The sequence below is a fragment of the Ruegeria sp. MALMAid1280 genome (genome assembly GCF_049195285.1).
Classification (GTDB): Bacteria; Pseudomonadota; Alphaproteobacteria; order Rhodobacterales; family Rhodobacteraceae; genus Ruegeria.
This window is the reverse complement of the sequence record NZ_JBMIRT010000031.1, coordinates 1-15,792: the sequence shown is the minus strand read 5'-3', so window position 1 is coordinate 15,792 and position 15,792 is coordinate 1. Positions and strand designations below refer to the sequence as shown.

The 15,792-nt window shown below is 60.2% G+C and carries 16 protein-coding genes; 10 read left to right on the top strand and 6 right to left on the bottom strand.

Going from position 1 to position 15,792, the window contains the following annotated elements; all coding sequences use genetic code 11:
- Positions 1-178: 178 nt before the first annotated feature.
- The 5 genes from dnaA to ACOQFT_RS01175 all read right to left on the bottom strand — a co-directional run bounded on the left by dnaA (position 179) and on the right by ACOQFT_RS01175 (position 4,960).
- Complete coding sequence (dnaA, locus tag ACOQFT_RS01195) at positions 179-1,570, bottom strand: chromosomal replication initiator protein DnaA (RefSeq protein ID WP_170447300.1); 1,392 nt, start codon at positions 1,568-1,570, stop codon at positions 179-181.
- 565 nt (positions 1,571-2,135) lie between these two features.
- Positions 2,136-2,399, bottom strand: a complete 264-nt coding sequence (gene rpsT / locus ACOQFT_RS01190; RefSeq protein WP_058282200.1) for a 30S ribosomal protein S20 — start codon at positions 2,397-2,399, stop codon at positions 2,136-2,138.
- A 228-nt stretch (positions 2,400-2,627) separates the two neighbouring features.
- Positions 2,628-3,404, bottom strand: a complete 777-nt coding sequence (locus ACOQFT_RS01185) for an enoyl-CoA hydratase (protein WP_421596243.1) — start codon at positions 3,402-3,404, stop codon at positions 2,628-2,630.
- A gap of 66 nt (positions 3,405-3,470) precedes the next feature.
- Positions 3,471-4,322, bottom strand: coding sequence for a bifunctional DNA-formamidopyrimidine glycosylase/DNA-(apurinic or apyrimidinic site) lyase (mutM, locus tag ACOQFT_RS01180; protein WP_421596242.1), 852 nt, complete (start codon positions 4,320-4,322; stop codon positions 3,471-3,473).
- Positions 4,280-4,960: a hypothetical protein gene (locus tag ACOQFT_RS01175; protein ID WP_421596241.1), complete on the bottom strand. Its 681-nt coding sequence runs from the start codon at positions 4,958-4,960 to the stop codon at positions 4,280-4,282. The genes mutM and ACOQFT_RS01175 overlap by 43 nt, the downstream gene beginning before the upstream one ends.
- A 166-nt stretch (positions 4,961-5,126) precedes the next feature.
- On the opposite strand from ACOQFT_RS01175, the gene ubiE reads away from it, so the two are divergent.
- Both ubiE and ubiB read left to right on the top strand, forming a co-directional pair.
- On the top strand, positions 5,127-5,879 hold the full coding sequence (gene ubiE / locus ACOQFT_RS01170) for a bifunctional demethylmenaquinone methyltransferase/2-methoxy-6-polyprenyl-1,4-benzoquinol methylase UbiE (RefSeq protein WP_170447308.1): 753 nt from the start codon (positions 5,127-5,129) through the stop codon (positions 5,877-5,879).
- 3 nt (positions 5,880-5,882) lie between these two features.
- Entirely contained in the window at positions 5,883-7,412 is a 1,530-nt protein-coding gene (gene ubiB / locus ACOQFT_RS01165) for a 2-polyprenylphenol 6-hydroxylase (protein ID WP_421596240.1), read from the top strand.
- A gap of 96 nt (positions 7,413-7,508) precedes the next feature.
- Here the strand turns inward: ubiB and ACOQFT_RS01160 are convergent, their stop codons facing one another.
- Entirely contained in the window at positions 7,509-8,684 is a 1,176-nt protein-coding gene (locus ACOQFT_RS01160) for an acetyl-CoA C-acyltransferase family protein (protein ID WP_421596239.1), read from the bottom strand.
- 117 nt (positions 8,685-8,801) lie between these two features.
- Here ACOQFT_RS01160 and ACOQFT_RS01155 point away from each other — a divergent pair, with 117 nt between their 5' ends.
- The 8 genes from ACOQFT_RS01155 to ACOQFT_RS01120 form a co-directional block, all read left to right on the top strand.
- Positions 8,802-9,365, top strand: coding sequence for a helix-turn-helix domain-containing protein (locus ACOQFT_RS01155; protein ID WP_421596238.1), 564 nt, complete (start codon positions 8,802-8,804; stop codon positions 9,363-9,365).
- A 77-nt stretch (positions 9,366-9,442) separates the two neighbouring features.
- Positions 9,443-10,075, top strand: a complete 633-nt coding sequence (locus ACOQFT_RS01150) for a sulfotransferase family protein (RefSeq protein WP_421596237.1) — start codon at positions 9,443-9,445, stop codon at positions 10,073-10,075.
- A gap of 128 nt (positions 10,076-10,203) precedes the next feature.
- Entirely contained in the window at positions 10,204-11,391 is a 1,188-nt protein-coding gene (locus tag ACOQFT_RS01145) for a glycine C-acetyltransferase (RefSeq protein ID WP_421596236.1), read from the top strand.
- Complete coding sequence (locus ACOQFT_RS01140; RefSeq protein ID WP_421596235.1) at positions 11,388-12,338, top strand: PLP-dependent cysteine synthase family protein; 951 nt, start codon at positions 11,388-11,390, stop codon at positions 12,336-12,338. Before ACOQFT_RS01145 ends, ACOQFT_RS01140 begins: the two co-directional genes overlap by 4 nt.
- A 19-nt stretch (positions 12,339-12,357) precedes the next feature.
- Positions 12,358-13,386, top strand: coding sequence for an L-threonine 3-dehydrogenase (tdh, locus tag ACOQFT_RS01135; protein ID WP_421596292.1), 1,029 nt, complete (start codon positions 12,358-12,360; stop codon positions 13,384-13,386).
- A 63-nt stretch (positions 13,387-13,449) separates the two neighbouring features.
- A complete protein-coding gene (locus ACOQFT_RS01130; protein WP_421596234.1) occupies positions 13,450-14,328 on the top strand; it encodes a tryptophan 2,3-dioxygenase in 879 nt (292 codons plus the stop codon).
- Positions 14,329-14,331: 3 nt separating this feature from the next.
- Positions 14,332-15,159, top strand: coding sequence for an alpha/beta hydrolase (locus ACOQFT_RS01125; protein WP_421596233.1), 828 nt, complete (start codon positions 14,332-14,334; stop codon positions 15,157-15,159).
- 162 nt (positions 15,160-15,321) lie between these two features.
- Positions 15,322-15,792: transposase (locus ACOQFT_RS01120; protein WP_421596232.1), on the top strand; the 471-nt coding region annotated here is incomplete at its 3' end.

Below are 15,792 nucleotides of genomic sequence, written 5' to 3'. Positions count from 1 at the left end.
TTAGCGGTTCCACCCTGAGGCACAAGGATTTTTTACGGTTTTCTGGGTTGGAACACCCATTGCGTCAAGGGGCGCGTGGCCCGGCGGGCACAGTTCACCGGCAACCGTGGATAATTGCGCACAAAAAAGCCCCGGGCGCAAAGGTCCGGGGCAATTCCTGAGAGGCTTGAGGTAAGTCTCAGGCTTCCAGCGCGCGGCGCAGCATTTCCACATCTTCGGCAATCTGGCCGTCGGTGGTTTTCAGCTCTTCGATGCGCTTGACGCCGTGCATGACCGTGGTGTGGTCACGCCCGCCAAAGCGGCGGCCGATCTCGGGCAGCGAGCGGCTGGTCAGTTGCTTGCACAGATACATCGCCACCTGACGCGGGCGGGCATAAGACCGCAGGCGCTTGGGGCCGATGATGTCGGACAGGCGGATGTTGTAATAGTCCGACACTTTGCGCTGAATCTCTTCGACCGTGATCTTGCGCTCGGATGCGCGCAGTACGTCAGCCAGACAATCCTGGGTCAGCTCCATGTCGATCTCGCGCCCCACCAGCGAGGCAAAAGCGAACAGACGGGTCAGGGCACCTTCGAGCACGCGCACATTAGTCGAGATGCGATGAGCCAGAAACTCCAGCACACCATCGGCAATAGTCAGGTCGGGATAGGTGCTGCTGTACTGCTGCACCTTGTTCTGCAGGATACCCAGACGCAGTTCGTAATCGGTCGGGTGCAGGTCAACGACCAGACCGCATTGCAGGCGCGACTTCACGCGATCTTCCAGATCTTTGATTTCGCCCGGAGCGCGGTCGGCCGAGATGATGATCTGCTTGTTCTGGTCCACCAGCGCGTTGAAGGTGTGAAAGAACTCTTCCTGGGTTGAATCCTTGCCGGCGATGAACTGCACGTCATCGACCATCAGCACATCGACCGAGCGGAACAGGTGTTTGAAATCCATCATCCGACGTTCGCGCAGGGCCCGCACAAAACGGTACATGAACTGTTCCGCCGACAGGTACAGGACATTCAGCTCGGGCCGCTTGGTTTTCAGTTCCCACGCGATGGCATGCATCAGGTGGGTTTTACCCAGGCCGACACCGCCATACAGAACCAGCGGGTTGAATGTGACGGGACCGCCTTCGGACACACGGCGCGCGGCGGCGTGGGCCAGTTCGTTGGGCTTGCCGACCACAAAGCTGTCAAAGGTGAAACGGGCATCCAATGGCGCGGCCTGCATCGATTCCAGGGCATCGTTTGCCGACTCGGCCTGTTGCGACAAAGATTGGGGTTGCGGCGTGTCCTGAACAACCGCGGGTGCGGGTTCGTTGGACGGGCGTACCGGCGAATTGGCGGCGACGCGAAAGGCCAGACGCTGCACTGATTCCCCGGCGGTGTTCATCTCATATAAAATGAGATCCGCAAAATTCTGGCTCACATAGTTGCCCATGAAGTTCGTCGGTACCGAGAACACCGCAACCCCATCCTGCAGCTCTTGAAATTCAAGAGGTTCGATCCAGGTGGTGTAGTTGTTCTTGCCGACCGCCTTGAGCAATTTGTTACGCAGTTGTCCCCATTTTTCTTGTGTCATCAAGCGCCTCACGCATCCCATTCTTTATTGGCCTGACGGCCTTATTACCCAATTACCCAGTTCCGGTTACCCGGTTATTTTGCTTTTCACTCGCAATAGGATACCCACACGCCAAACCACGTGGATCTGGCGAGGCTGTCCCCAAAACTCAGCGCAGCCTGACAGGTGGACACCCAAAAACAGGGCGCCCCGTGTGCAGGGTTGCGCATCGCAAACATTTTTTTAGACAGGGCTCAGATCTTCGGTCACCCGAAAACCTATAGCAGATCAACAAACGGGCCTTGCCCGTTTGCCAACATTCGTTTCGCGATCATCCTGATGCCCGTCAGTTTGATCAATGAAACAGCCTGTCCCCCCAAGCGAGTGAATCGCTGACTTAGTGGTAACAAGAGGCCAAGGCGTACGGCAACGAAACTCTGATATTGACTCGGGTCTTTGGCCGAAAGAATCTCTCGGCTTCGTGAAGACGCGGCTTTCCGGCAACAGCACAAAAAAAGCGCCACGAATTGTGACGCTTTTATGAACAATTCAGTCGTGAATTGTTGACCCTGGGTCAACCAAAGTTTCAGCCCAGAGCTTTGACCCGGGCCGACAGGCGCGACATTTTGCGCGAGGCGGTGTTCTTGTGGAAGACACCTTTGGTGACGCCGCGCATCAGTTCGGGCTGAGCTGCGCGCAGGGCTGCGGTCGCTGCGTCCTTGTCGCCGGATGCGATCGCTTCTTCGACTTTGCGCAGATAGGTGCGGATGCGCGAACGGCGCGCTTTGTTGATTGCGAAACGCTTGTCGTTCTGACGCGCGCGTTTTTTAGCCTGGGGCGAATTTGCCATGTGTTTCTGACCTTCGTTCGGTACGGTTGTATTCGGTTACGCGTCACGGATTGTCCGCACCGGATCAGAAATCACGGGTGTGAGTCGGGCCAAGCGGGCCGCACGCGCATGTATAGCGGCGCTAGTTATCCAAGATTGCGCGCTTTGCCAAGCCGATTCTTTCACAGGGCATGGCCGGCATGAAAAAGGCGGGCTAGGCCCGCCTGATCCCGGTCCCCGGCGCGCGGATTACTTGTCGCGGAACTGGGCGGCGCGTTTTTCCTGGAACGCGGCCATGCCTTCTTTCTGGTCTTCGGTCGCGAACATGGAATGAAAGACACGGCGTTCGAACAACAGGCCTTCGCTCAGCGTAACCTCATAGCTGCGGTTGACGGCCTCTTTGGCGGCCATCGTGCTGAGCTGCGATTTCTCGGCGATCTTCTGGGCGGCGCCGATCGCTTCTTCCACAAGCTTTTTGGCCGGAACCACCCGGCTGACCAGACCGGCGCGTTCAGCCTCTTCGGCGTCCATGAAACGGCCGGTCAGGTTCATATCCATCGCCTTGGACTTGCCGACAAAGCGGGTCAGGCGCTGCGTGCCCCCCAACCCGGCGATGACACCCAGGTTGATCTCGGGCTGGCCGAACTTGGCAGTGTCGGCGGCAATGATGAAATCGCACAGCATCGCCAGTTCGCACCCGCCGCCCAGCGCATAGCCCGAAACGGCAGCAACGATAGGTTTGCGGATCGCACAGATCCGGTCATTGGCATCTGCAAACAGGTTGATGTTGAACACGTCCACATAGCTCATCTCGGACATCTCTTTGATGTCCGCGCCAGCGGCAAATGCCTTGTCCGAGCCGGTAATCACGATGCAGCGCACCTTGTCATTCCTGTCGGCATCTTCCAGCGCGTCACACAGCTCACCCAGCAGTTGGGTGTTCAGCGCGTTCAGCGCGTCAGGTCGGTCGAGTCTGATTAGGGCGACGTGGTCTTCGATTTCGACGATGATCGTCTCAAAAGCCATGAGGTGTAAGCTTCCGGTTGTTCCGTTCAGGTATGAGTCCTTACCACGCGATTTCGTCGGATCAAGCTATCTTTGGCATTGCGCGCAATAGAAGGATGAGCGACCGGACTGGGTGATTCTATTGATGACCGCGCCGCAGCCCTCGGTGCGGCAGGGTTCGCCCTCGCGTCCGTAAACGTCAAAGCTGTGCTGAAAATATCCAAGTTCTCCATCGGCTTGGCGGAAATCGCGCAGCGATGATCCGCCTGCCTCGATGGCGTCCTGCAGCACCTGCCGGATGATCGGAACCAGTGCGGCAACGCGCGCCTCAGAAATCTGTCCCGCCTTGCGACGTGGCGACACGCCCGCGCGATAAAGCGCCTCGCAGACATAGATATTGCCCAATCCGGCAACGATTCCCTGATCCAGCAGCGCCGACTTGACCGGAGTGTTCTTGCCTTTGAACGCCTCGATCAGGTGCTGTTCGTGAAAGTCATTGCCCAGCGGTTCCGGTCCCAGAACCGACAGCAGCTTGTGCGCTTCGGCGGTGGCGGTCGGCAGCAGGTCCATCGCGCCGAACCGACGCGGATCGTTGAAGGTCACCCGCGCGCCATTGGCCATGTGGAACACCACGTGGTCATGTTTTTCCGGCATCGGGTGGTCATGCACGAACTGCCCCAGCGGATCACCCGACACCGTCATCCGCCCGGACATACCCAGATGGATCAGCAAGGTTTCCCCACTGCTGAGATCGGCCAGAATGTATTTCGAGCGCCGCCGCAGCCGGTCGACCCGTCGCCCGGTCAGCCGTTCGGCCATAAGGTCAGGGAAGGGCCAGCGCAGATCGGGACGGTTCACATCCGCCCGTTCGATCACCACACCCTCCATCGCAGGCGTCAGCCCGCGGCGGACCGTTTCGACTTCGGGAAGTTCTGGCATGTACTCTCCTGATTTGTTGCCAGCGCGCTTTCAAATGCCTGTACCATTTCATCATGTCCGGTAACATATTTCAAAATCCGCGCCGTCTTCCCATCTGAAAAACGCAACACATAAATCCCACTGTGCCGAAGGCTGATCCTGGTCAGTTTGGTCAGATCAAAATGACGCCGCTGAAACAGCGGGCCTGTCATGACCAGTTCACTCCCATCAATCGTGATGGCATTGGCAAGATGAAAGATCAGTGTGTAGATCACCAAACCCAGCAACGCGAGCTTGACCGCCACAATCGCTTCGGGGTTCTGCAGCGGGATGGCCTCATCGAATTCGCCCAGATCGGGCCGAACGAACCCCACATAGAAATAAGCGACCAGAACCAGAATCGTCACCACAATCGCGCCGGGTGCCGTGCGAAAGGTTCTGCGCGTCAGCGTTTGCTGCGCGGGCCGGTCGCTGCCCGCGCGCAGCATCGCCTCGTGAACAACGTCATTCGGATAGTGACGGGCCAACGCATCCACCTTGTCGCCCAGCCCATCGGCACGCCACACCCTTTGCGCGGTGCGAAAGACAGCCCTGATCCGCCAGCCGAAAAACAGGAAGACCAAAACAATGGACAGCAAAGCTGCAAGAAGGCTTGCCAACAGGACATCTCCGAAGGTCAGGAATATCTGATCCCGTCATAGGCTGCGACTAAGGAAAATCTGTGGCGCATCTGTCAATTCGCCGCCCCCTGCTACCTTTTCGCGCGATTGTCTTCCCGGCTGCGCGGCCTATAAGGATGAGCAACTCAGGCAAAGGCATCCTTTCATGTCCGACAACAGCGACAAGACCACTCATTTCGGATTCGAAACCGTGCGCGAGGCCGACAAGGCCGGGCGTGTGCAGGGCGTGTTCAACTCGGTCGCCTCGAAATACGACGTGATGAACGATGTCATGTCGATGGGCATCCACCGGGTCTGGAAAGACGCGATGATGGATTGGCTGGCCCCACGCCCCGGTCAACGCCTGCTGGATGTGGCGGGCGGCACGGGCGATATCTCATTTCGCTTTCTCAAACGCGCCGGCTATGGCCATGCCACCGTGCTGGACCTGACCGAGCCGATGCTGGTCGAAGGCCGCCAACGTGCCGAAGCTGACCAGATGTCCGACAGCCTGAACTGGGTGGTGGGCGACGCAATGTCCCTGCCCTTCGAGGACAATACTTTCGACGTCTACACGATCTCATTCGGCATCCGGAACGTTACCCGTCCGCAAGAAGCCCTGAACGAAGCATTCCGCGTTCTGAAACCCGGCGGCCGCCTGATGGTGCTGGAATTTAGCCAACTGCCCAATGACGGGCTGCAAAAGCTGTATGACCTCTACAGCTTCAACGTCATCCCGCGCATGGGCAAGCTGATCGCCAATGATTATGACAGCTATCAGTATCTGGTCGAATCGATCCGCAAGTTCCCCGATCAGGAGACCTTCCTGAACATGGTCCGTACCGCAGGGTTCGAAAACGCCAAATACCGCAACCTCAGCATGGGTATCGCCGCGCTGCATTCCGGCTGGAAGATCTGATCCATGCGAGGCCCTCACAACATCATCCGCCTGATCCGCACAGGCGCCACCCTGGAACGCACAGGCGCCATGAACGTGGTGCTGGACGCCTTCGAAGCACCCCGCGCCCTGCGTTTCGTGGCCCATGCCCTGGGCAAACCGTTTCAGTGGCTGGGCTACAAGGGTGACCCCGACATGCCGCCCGCGACCCGGGCGCTGACGGCGCTGGGCCCGGCCTATATCAAGTTCGGCCAGGTGCTCTCGACCCGACCGGACGTGGTCGGCAATGAACTGGCCGCCCAGCTGCGTGTGCTGCAAGACAAGCTGCCCCCCTTTTCGCGCGCCGAGGCAATGGCCGAAGTGTCCAAGGAACTGGGCCAGCCGGTGGAGGAGGTGTTCTCGGAGTTCAGCGAACCCATCGCCGCAGCCTCGATCGCACAGGTCCACAAGGCCAAGCTGACCAGCACGGGTGAGGATGTCGCCGTCAAGGTTCTGCGCCCCGGCATCGAACGCGCGTTCCGCAAGGACGTAGACGCATTCTATTTCGCCGCCCGCATCGCCCAGTTGTTCGCCCCCGGCGCGCGCCGCCTGCGCCCGATGGAAGTGATCGAACATTTCGACGGCGTCGTGCGCGGCGAGCTGGACCTGCGTCTGGAAAGCGCCGCCGCCTCGGAATACGCCGCCAACACCAAGGATGACGCCGGGTTCTGGCTGCCCCCTGTGGTCTGGTCTCTGTCGGCGCGACGGGTGATGACACTCAGCTGGGCCGACGGGATTCCACTGGGCGAAAACGAAGCGCTTGATGCCGCAGGTCACAATCGCCGCGATCTGGCCGAACGGGTCCTGCGCCTGTTCCTGCTGCACGCGCTGCGCGACGGCTATTTCCATGCCGACATGCATCAGGGCAACCTGAAGGTCGCCGCCAATGGCGATATTATCGCCTATGACTACGGCATCATGGGCCATATCGATGAATACACCCGCCGGGTTTATGCCGAGATCCTCTTCGGCTTCATCCGCCGCGACTACAAACGCGTGGCCGAGGTGCATTTCGAGGCCGGCTATGTCCCCGCCAATCAGGATGTCGATGAATTCGCCCGCGCCCTGCGCGCAGTGGGTGAGCCGATCTTCGGCATGGACGCTTCGAATATCTCGATGGGCCGCCTGCTGAACTACCTGTTCGAGGTCACCGAACGGTTCGGCATGGAAACCCGGACGGAACTGATCCTGCTGCAACGTACGATGGTGGTGGTCGAGGGCGTCGCACGCTCACTTGACCCACATACGAATATCTGGGAGGTCGCCCGCCCCGTGGTCGAGGATTACATCAAGCAATCCATCGGCCCGCGTGCCGCCTTGCGTGACTTCGGCAAAACCGCCTGGGTTCTGGCCCGCTTCGGCCCCCGCCTGCCGGGGTTGGTCGAGAACGCCCTGATCGCCCAGACCCAGAAGGATGATCCCCCGACTTCACCTCTTTGGTCTGCGGCTCTGCCCGCTGGTATCGGTGCCGCAGTTGGCGCCGCGCTGGTTCTGCTGCTCAACGCGCTCAGCTAAAGCCATCCCGCCCGCTTCATCTGGCCAGAAATATCCTCGGGGGGAATCGCGCCCCGCGCGATGGGGGGCAGACAGCCCCCCTGCCCCGGCTTCGGCTCAGAGCCGCTCGATGGCAATGGCAATCCCCTGTCCGCCACCGATGCACATGGTCACCAACCCTTTGGACCCACCAGTGCGCTCCAGTTCATACAGCGCCTTCAGCGTAATGATCGCGCCGGTCGCCCCCACCGGATGACCCAACGCAATTGCGCCGCCATTCGGGTTCACCTTTGCCGCATCCAAGCCAAGCTCCTGATTGACCGCCAGAGCCTGCGCCGCAAACGCCTCGTTGCTTTCGATTACATCGAAGTCGTCCACCGACAAGCCGGTCTTGTCCATCAGGTTCCGCACTGCCGGAACCGGCCCGATCCCCATCACCTCGGGGCGGACACCTGCATGGGCATAGCCCAGAATGCGCGCCTTGGGCTTCAACCCGGCTTTCTCAGCCGCCTCTGCCGTGGCCAGAACCATCGCCGCCGCACCGTCATTGATGCCCGAGGCATTGCCCGCCGTCACACGACCGTCTTTCTTGAACACCGGCCGCAACCCGGCCAACGCCTCGGCCGTGGTGGCCTTGGGGTGTTCGTCGACCTTGAAGTCCACCATGTCCCTCTTGACCTTGACCTGCACCGGCGTGATCTGGCTGTCGAAATACCCCGCCTCGATCGCCGCTGCTGCGCGGGTCTGGCTGGTGATCGCAAACTCGTCCATCTGCGCGCGGCTGATCTGATGCTCATCAGCGACATTCTCTGCCGTCACGCCCATATGGCCGGTGCCAAAGGGGCAGTTCAGCGCACCCAGCATCATGTCCAGTGAGGACACATCGCCCATCTTCGCCCCCCACCGCGCCTGCGGCACGATGTATGGGCTGCGCGACATGCTCTCGGCCCCGCCTGCCACGGCAAACTCGGCGTCGCCCAGCATCAGGGACTGCACCGCTGAAACAATCGCCTGCGCGCCCGATCCACACAGCCGGTTCACATTCATCGCAGGCGTCCCGTTCGGTATCCCCGCCTGCATCGCGGCAACACGCGACAGGTACATGTCACGCGGCTCGGTGTTGATCACATGCCCAAACACCACATGCCCGATCTGCGCACCCTCGACTCCCGACCGCTCCAGCGCGGCTTCGGTGGCAACGGTCGCCAGGTCGATGGGCGCGGTTGACGCCAGAGCGCCGCCAAAGGTTCCAATTGCGGTACGGGCACCGTCCAGCAATACGATATCAGTCATGTCAGTCTCCTCCGGGATTCGGCAGCAGTATGCACCTGCAGCATAGACCTGTCCCATGAGACGTCCCGTCACGGTTGGAATTGACATCCATCATCGCAAGGCGCATGAAATTCCGTCATGACGGACAACACTGACGATATCCTGACACGCCTGCCCGCCCGCCTGAAAGAGGCGCGCCGGGCCAAGGGTCTGTCGCTTGAAGCCGTGGCCAATCTCAGCGGCGTGTCCCGTTCCATGGTCAGCCAGATCGAACGCGGCGAAAGCAGCCCCACCATCTCGACACTGTGGAACCTGACCCGCGCCCTGCAGGTGGATTTCGCGGGCCTGCTGGAAGAGGCGAACACCGCGGATCAGATCGAGGTCCTGCGCAAGGTCGAGGTGCCCAGCATCGACAATATGGGCCAGAACTGCCGTATCCGTATCCTCTCTCCGCCCGAAGAGGCCGGCGGGCACGAGGTCTATGATATCGAGTTCGACACCGATGGCGCCCTGACCAGCCAACCCCATGCGCGCGGCGCCAGGGAACAACTGACGGTGTTGGAGGGCGCGGTCCGCGTGACCTCGGGCAGCGCGTCCCGCGATCTGAAACAGGGCGATACGGCCCGCTACGCGGCGGATGTGGCCCATTCGATTGTGGCCGACAGCCCGGCGCGCGTGTTCCTGATCGTTAAGAACGCCTGACCTGTTCGGACGTGGAATTGGGAAAGCCACCGATTCCGTGCTAGCTTGGGGCTTTCTCAACCATTGGGGGCACTCGGATGGGGCTTGAAGTCATAGGGGCCGGTTTTGGCCGCACGGGAACCAATTCATTAAAAATCGCTTTGGAACGGCTGGGCTTTGGCCCCTGTCATCACATGTTCGAAGTTCGGGACAATCCCGGTCAACTGCCCGCGTGGGAAGCCGCCGCGCGGGGCGAGCCGTCGGATTGGGATGCCATGTTCCAGGGGTATCGCGCGCAGGTCGACTGGCCCGGCGCAGCCTATTGGCGGCAACTGGCCACGCACTATCCCGACGCCAAAGTTATCCTGAGTGTCCGCGACCCTAACGCGTGGTTTGACAGCGTGCAGGCCACGATTGGCCCGTTCATGACAACAATGCGGGGCAAACACGATCAACCGCATTTGAATGCTATTTCCGAAATGTGCAGCAAGTTCATTGCGCAGGATATCTTTGGTGGCCAATTGAATGACCGCGACCACGCAACGCGCGTGTTCAAGGCACATACCGACGCCGTCCGCCAGACAATTCCGGCCGACCGGCTACTGACCTATGAAACCGGGAGCGGTTGGGAGCCACTATGCGCTTTTCTTGGCGTCGACACCCCTGACGAGCCTTATCCGCTAACCAATTCCTCTAAAGAATTTCAGAAAGAGCTAAATGATAAAAACTAGTTAGGGACGCATAGTAGACGCACCCCTTGTTTTTCCAATATTTCGGATTTTATTCCGCAATATAAAAATTCCCGTATTCCGGAATCTATTCCGCTATGATAGACAATGTCCCGCGCAAGGAGGATTCGATGCCTAAAGATTTCCTGAACCACGTCACCGAAACGCTCGGCCAGATTCGGGCGGAGGGCCTGTATAAAAGCGAACGAATGATCACCTCGCCCCAGGGCGGTGAGATTACGGTGGGCGACAAGCAGGTGATCAACCTGTGCGCCAACAACTATCTGGGTCTGGCCGATCACCCGGCACTGATCGACGCTGCCAAGGGCGCGATGGAGCCCAAGGGGTTCGGCATGGCAAGCGTGCGCTTCATCTGCGGCACGCAGGACATCCACCGCGAGCTGGAACAGAAGCTGGCGCAATTCCTGAATAAAGACGACGCAATCCTGTTCGCCGCCTGTTTCGATGCCAATGGCGGTTTGTTCGAACCTTTGTTGGGGCCTGAGGATGCCATCATCTCGGACAGCCTGAACCACGCCTCGATCATCGACGGCGTGCGGCTGTGCAAGGCCAAGCGCTATCGCTACATGAACAACGACATGAACGACCTCGAAGCCTGGCTGAAACAGGCGCGCGAGGATGGCGCGCGGCATATCATGATCGCCACCGACGGCGTGTTTTCGATGGATGGCTATCTGGCCAACCTGCCGAAGATTCGCGAGCTGGCCGACAAGTACGACGCCATCGTCATGGTCGATGACTGCCACGCCACCGGTTTCATGGGGCCAAACGGCGCGGGCACGCCGGATCATTTCGGCGTCGATGTGGACATTCTGACGGGAACTCTGGGCAAGGCACTTGGGGGGGCAATCGGCGGTTATATCGCCGGGCCGCAGCCAGTGATCGATCTGCTGCGGCAGCGCGCGCGGCCCTATCTGTTCTCGAACTCGCTGCCGCCGTCCATCGTCGCTGCCGGTCTGGAAGCGATCCGTCTGGTCGAAGAGGGCGAGATGTTGCGCGCGCAACTGTTCGGCAATGCCAAATACTGGCGCGCGGGTCTGGAAGAGCTGGGCTTTGATCTGTTGCCCGGCGAACACCCGATCATCCCGGTGATGCTGGGTGAAGCAACACTGGCACAGGATATGGCCGCCAAATTGTTTGACGAGGGCGTCTATGTCTCGGGCTTTTTCTTCCCCGTCGTCCCGCGCGGTCAGGCGCGGATCAGAACACAGATGAATGCGGCTCTGACCAAGGACGAACTGGACCGCGCACTGGCCGCGTTTGGCAAGGTGGGCAAGGAGCTGGGAGTGATCTCTTGATCCTGCCCTCTGTCATCGACGCAATCGGAGACACGCCGCTTGTCGAGCTATCGCGCGTATGCCGGCGGCTTGATCTGGACGGGCGTATTCTGGCCAAGCTGGACTACCTGCTGCCGGGGTTTTCGAAAAAGGACCGGGCCGCGAAGTCCATCATCGAACTGGCCCGGGCCGATGGCACATTGGCCCCGGGGCAGACGGTTGTTGAACTGACTTCGGGCAATATGGGCACGGGTCTGGCGATTGTCTGCGGCATTCTGGGGCACCCCTTCGTCGCGGTCATGAGCGCCGGAAACTCGGTCGAACGCGCGCGCATGATGCGGGCCCTGGGGGCCGAGGTTGTGATCGTCCCACAAGCCGAGGGCAGCAAACCCGGCGAGGTTTCGGGGGCCGATCTGGCCTTGGTGGATGAAGCCGCGCAGCGCATCACCGCTGAACGCAACGCGTTTCGCGCCGACCAGTTCGGTCATTCCGGCAACCCCAAAGCCCATGCCGCCGGCACGGGGCCTGAAATCTGGAACCAGTCCGGCGGGTCGGTGACGGCGTTCTGCGACTTTGCAGGGTCCGGCGGCACTCTGGCCGGAGCGGCAGAGTACCTGACCCCGTTGGGCGTGCGCTGCTATGCGGTCGAACCCGAAGGCGCGCGCGCAATCGCCGGAGAAGCCATCAGCAACCCCGATCACCCAATTCAGGGCGGCGGCTATGCCATGGGCGATCTGGTCCACCTGAACGGAACGAACTTGGCCGGGCATCTGTCGGTTTCGGGTGACGCAGCACGGGACAGCGCGCGATTGCTGGCCCGCACCGAAGGCATTTTCGCGGGCTTTTCGGCGGGTGCCAACCTTGCTGCGGCCATCGACCTGTTGCGCGGGTCGGAAAAAGGCGGCTGCGTTGCGATTGTGATGTGTGACAGCGGTTTGAAATATCTGTCTACCGATTTGTGGGAGTAACCTCATGCGACCCAACACCATGAAAGCACTTGAGAAATCCAAACCCGAAGAAGGCCTTTGGATGGTTCAGGCCCCGGTGCCCGAGATCGGCCCGGAAGAGGTTCTGATCCGCGTCAACAAGACCGGGATTTGCGGCACAGATATCCATATCTGGAACTGGGACGAATGGGCCTCGGCCACGGTGCCAATCCCGATGATCACCGGCCATGAATTCGCCGGTGAGATCGTCGAGATCGGGCGCAACGTGACCGGGCTTGAGATCGGCCAGCGCTGCTCGGGCGAAGGGCATCTGATCGGAACCGACAGCCGCCAGAGCCGAGCGGGCAAGTTCCACCTGGACCCCGGCACGCGGGGCATCGGCGTGAATGAACAGGGGGCTTTTGCACAATATCTGAAACTGCCTGCCTTCAACGTGGTGCCCTTGCCGGATGACGTGCCGGATGAGATCGGCGCTATCCTCGACCCGCTGGGCAACGCCGTGCATACCGCGCTCAGCTTCGACTTGCTGGGTGAGGATGTACTGATCACCGGCGCAGGCCCCATCGGCATCATGGCTGCCGCCGTCGCCCGTCACGCAGGCGCCCGGCACGTGGTGATCACCGATATAAACCCGGATCGCCTGAAACTGGCGGAACATGTGGTGCCGACCGTGCGCACCGTCGACGTATCTAAAGAAGAGTTGCAGGATGTCATCACCGAACTGGGTATGAAGGAAGGCTTCGACGTGGGTCTGGAAATGTCGGGCTCGCAAATTGCGCTGGACCAGATGGTCGAGGCACTGGTGATGGGCGGCAAGATTGCTTTGCTGGGTATTCCGCCGGGGAAATCCCCGGTCGACTGGTCGCGCATCGTGTTCAAGGCGATCACCATCAAGGGCGTTTATGGGCGCGAGATGTTCGAGACCTGGTACAAGATGATCGCCATGTTGCAGAACGGCCTGGATGTCAGCCGGGTTATCACGCATCAGATGAAGATCGACGATTTTACCGAAGGCTTTGCCGCAATGAAATCGGGCCGGTCCGGCAAGGTGGTGCTCGACTGGACCTAACGCTCTGGCACCGCGCGGGTTTTGACCCTAAACAGGGAAGAACCCGCGCGTTTGGAGGAGCACATGGGCGATAAAGACAGGTATTTGGAACGCGGGATCGAGAATTCTTTGGTCACCGATTTCGCGCAGACCCATCGCAAGAGCTATGGCGACTTCCTGCAGCTCAAAACCTTGCTGAACCTGCAAAAAACCTTTCAGGACCCCGCCCAACCCGATGAGATGCTGTTCATCATCATCCATCAGGTCAGCGAGCTGTGGCTGAAACTGATGCACCATCAACTGGTCGAGACACGCCACTTCCTGCAGCAGGACGCGTTCGGCCCGGCGATGAAGAACCTCGATCGGGTCAAGGCAATCCAGCGGCAGTTGATCACGGCATGGGAAACGCTGCTGACCATGACGCCTGCCGATTACCTGACCTTCCGGCAGGCGCTGGGGAATTCGTCGGGGTTCCAAAGCTATGGCTATCGCCAGATCGAGTTCATTCTGGGCAACAAGGATGCCTCGACCCTGAAAGTGCACGAACATGACTCTGAGGTCATGGAGATGCTGAACGCCGCGCTGACCAAGCCGTCCCTCTATGACGAGGTGCTGTTTATGCTGGCGCGCCAAGGGTTTGACGTGCCGCAGGACCTGCTGGAGCGGGATTTTGCACAACCCTATTCCGGTGACGCGCGCGTGGTGAAAATCTGGGTGCAGGTCTATCGCGACACCGACCGGTATTGGGACCTCTACGCGCTGGCGGAAAAGCTGATGGACGTGGAATCGCTGTTCCAGCGCTGGCGGTTCGATCACGTCACGGCGGTCGAGCGGGTGATCGGCAACCAGCCCGGCACCGGCGGGTCCAGCGGCGTTTCATTCCTGCGCAAGGCCTTGGATTTGCGCTTTTTCCATGATCTCTACGATATGCGCACCGAACTGATGTATACCGAGCAGGAGTAGGCGATGCTGTACCGGGGTTTCACTCAGGACGAACTGGATCAGGAGTATTCGCCCCGGTCGATGATCGGCGGTGACCTGACCCCTTATGTCGACAGCTATGCCGCGCTCAGCGCACAGTACCGGGCGCAGATGAAGGTGAAAGAGAATCTGGCCTATGGCGCCAGCCCAACGCAGGTGCTGGACTTCTTTCCCGCAAAAGGCGCAGGTGCGCCGCTGCATGTCTTTATCCACGGCGGCTACTGGCAGGCCCTCAGCCAGAGCGAATCGGCGGTGATGGCCCCGGCGCTGGTTGCGGCCGAGCAGTCCTTTGCCACTCTGAACTACACGCTCGCCCCGGATGCGCGCATTGGCGACATGATCGAGGAATGCCGCAACGCCCTGCTTTGGCTGGCGGAGAACGCCTTTAACCTGGGCTTCGATCCCTCCCGCGTCACCCTGTCCGGCCACAGTGCCGGTGCTCATCTGGTCAGTATGGTCATGGCGGGTTCGGCCGATGCGTTGGCCCGTGCCGGAGTGCGGGTCCGCGATGTGATCCTGATCAGCGGCGTCTACGATCTGGAACCGATCAGCCTGACGCCAGTCAACGATCCGCTACAACTGACCCCGGTCGAGGTGAACGACCTCTCTCCGATCCGTCACCTGCCCCGGCCTGGCCCACGCTATCACGTGACCGTGGCAGACCGAGACACGCCTGAGTTCATCCGTCAGAGCCGGGACTATGCCGAGTTGTTGCGCAAGGGCGGGCATTCGGTCAGTTTCGATCTGAAAAAGGGGATGCAGCATTTCGACATCATCATGCATCCGGGGACATTTTTGCCCGTGTATCGATAGTTGGGGGTATTGGGCGTTAGACAGACTTGGTCTTTGCGTTGCAAATCGGCACACTCATCTCAAGCCATAGGTCTCTGTCTGTGTTGGGAATGGCTGCTGTGAACCGAGGCTGTGTGAAAACCCCAGATGCTGTATGCTTTTCGGCAAAGACCGGAGGCGGGCATGTCGGGATATATCGAGGGCGCGGATCGCAGTCAGGCGACGCTTTTTCCGGACTGGCTGGAAGATTGGATCGACGAGGACAGTCCGGTCCGCGTGATTGACCTCTTCGTGGACGAGATCAATCTTGGGGAAATTGGTTTCCATCGGACGGCGCCGGCGCGGACCGGGCGGCCAGGTTATCACCCCTCGGTCCTGTTGAAGCTCTTCATCTACGGTTATCTGAATCGCGGCCCCTCCAGCCGCGCACTGGAGCGGGAGGCTGTGCGTAGCGTCGAGGTGATGTGGCTGACCGGGCGGTTGGCCCCGGACAACAAGACAATCGCCGAATTTCGCCGCAATAACGGCCCCGCTATTCGGCGGACCTGTGCTCAGTTCGTCGAACTCTGCCGCCGGATCGGGGTGCTGAAGGGGGATTGTGTCGCCATCGACGGATCCAAGTTCAAGGCCGTGAACAACCGGGACAAGAACTTC

Excerpts from the sequence above, each read along its gene's own strand:
- dnaA (WP_170447300.1), bottom strand. The coding sequence starts at position 1,570 with ATGACACAAGAAAAATGGGGACAACTGCGTAACAAATTGCTCAAGGCG.
- rpsT (WP_058282200.1), bottom strand. The coding sequence starts at position 2,399 with ATGGCAAATTCGCCCCAGGCTAAAAAACGCGCGCGTCAGAACGACAAG.
- ACOQFT_RS01185 (WP_421596243.1), bottom strand. The coding sequence starts at position 3,404 with ATGGCTTTTGAGACGATCATCGTCGAAATCGAAGACCACGTCGCCCTA.
- mutM (WP_421596242.1), bottom strand. The coding sequence starts at position 4,322 with ATGCCAGAACTTCCCGAAGTCGAAACGGTCCGCCGCGGGCTGACGCCT.
- ubiE (WP_170447308.1), top strand. The coding sequence starts at position 5,127 with ATGTCCGACAACAGCGACAAGACCACTCATTTCGGATTCGAAACCGTG.
- ubiB (WP_421596240.1), top strand. The coding sequence starts at position 5,883 with ATGCGAGGCCCTCACAACATCATCCGCCTGATCCGCACAGGCGCCACC.
- ACOQFT_RS01160 (WP_421596239.1), bottom strand. The coding sequence starts at position 8,684 with ATGACTGATATCGTATTGCTGGACGGTGCCCGTACCGCAATTGGAACC.
- ACOQFT_RS01155 (WP_421596238.1), top strand. The coding sequence starts at position 8,802 with ATGACGGACAACACTGACGATATCCTGACACGCCTGCCCGCCCGCCTG.
- ACOQFT_RS01150 (WP_421596237.1), top strand. The coding sequence starts at position 9,443 with ATGGGGCTTGAAGTCATAGGGGCCGGTTTTGGCCGCACGGGAACCAAT.
- ACOQFT_RS01145 (WP_421596236.1), top strand. The coding sequence starts at position 10,204 with ATGCCTAAAGATTTCCTGAACCACGTCACCGAAACGCTCGGCCAGATT.
- tdh (WP_421596292.1), top strand. The coding sequence starts at position 12,358 with ATGAAAGCACTTGAGAAATCCAAACCCGAAGAAGGCCTTTGGATGGTT.
- ACOQFT_RS01130 (WP_421596234.1), top strand. The coding sequence starts at position 13,450 with ATGGGCGATAAAGACAGGTATTTGGAACGCGGGATCGAGAATTCTTTG.
- ACOQFT_RS01125 (WP_421596233.1), top strand. The coding sequence starts at position 14,332 with ATGCTGTACCGGGGTTTCACTCAGGACGAACTGGATCAGGAGTATTCG.